The organism is Pseudomonas sp. Pseusp97 (assembly GCF_047304025.1).
Taxonomy (GTDB): domain Bacteria; phylum Pseudomonadota; class Gammaproteobacteria; order Pseudomonadales; family Pseudomonadaceae; genus Pseudomonas.
In genome coordinates, this window is sequence record NZ_JBGLYK010000471.1 from 1 (window position 1) to 672 (window position 672).

The window sequence follows — 672 nt, forward strand, 5'->3', positions numbered from 1 at the left end:
GGACTGGGGGCCGGCGCCACGGGGGCTGGCGGGGCTTCGGCAGGAGCCTGCTCGACGACCGCCTCGCGGGACAGGTTCACCGTTACCCGGCGGTTCTTCGCACGGTTGGCGGCGGAATTGTTCTTCACCAGCGGGTAGCGCTCGCCATAGAAGCGCACGGTGATCTGCGATTCCGCCACGCCATTGGCCTTGAGATATTCCATCACGGCGATGGCGCGGCGGCGCGAGGCCTCGCGGTTGGCCAGGCGGTTGCCGCCGTTGTCGGAATGGCCGTCCAGCTCGATGCGGTTCACCGTCGGATCGGCCTTCATGTACTGCAGGATGATGTCCAGCTTGGCGCGGCCCAGCGGATCGACCTCGGTGCCGCCGTCGGGAAAGCCGATCTGGCTCTGGCGCACCTGGTCGAAGTTGACCGGGAGCATCTTCGTCGAACAGTCCTGGAACTGCGCGTAACCGTCGGCGAAACGCGTCGGCAGCAAGCGTACCAACAGGTTCTCGCCGGTACGGGTGCGATGGCGGACCTCCGGCGTACGCCCCTCCAGCAGCCCCCCGAGCAGGCGCCCGGCCTGCTGCTGGGTACTGTTGAACGGCACCTCGCCGGCACGTACGGCGACCAAGCCCAGGTTCAGGTCGCCCTGCCCCGGCCGCCACGGCGGCGCAGCTGCCAGCAAG

The 672-nt window shown here is 68.6% G+C and carries 1 protein-coding gene; it reads right to left on the reverse strand.

Annotated features, from left to right (window positions below):
* A partial coding sequence (locus ACCC94_RS29940; RefSeq protein ID WP_413353204.1) for an OmpA family protein occupies nt 1–672 on the reverse strand: 672 nt, incomplete at both ends.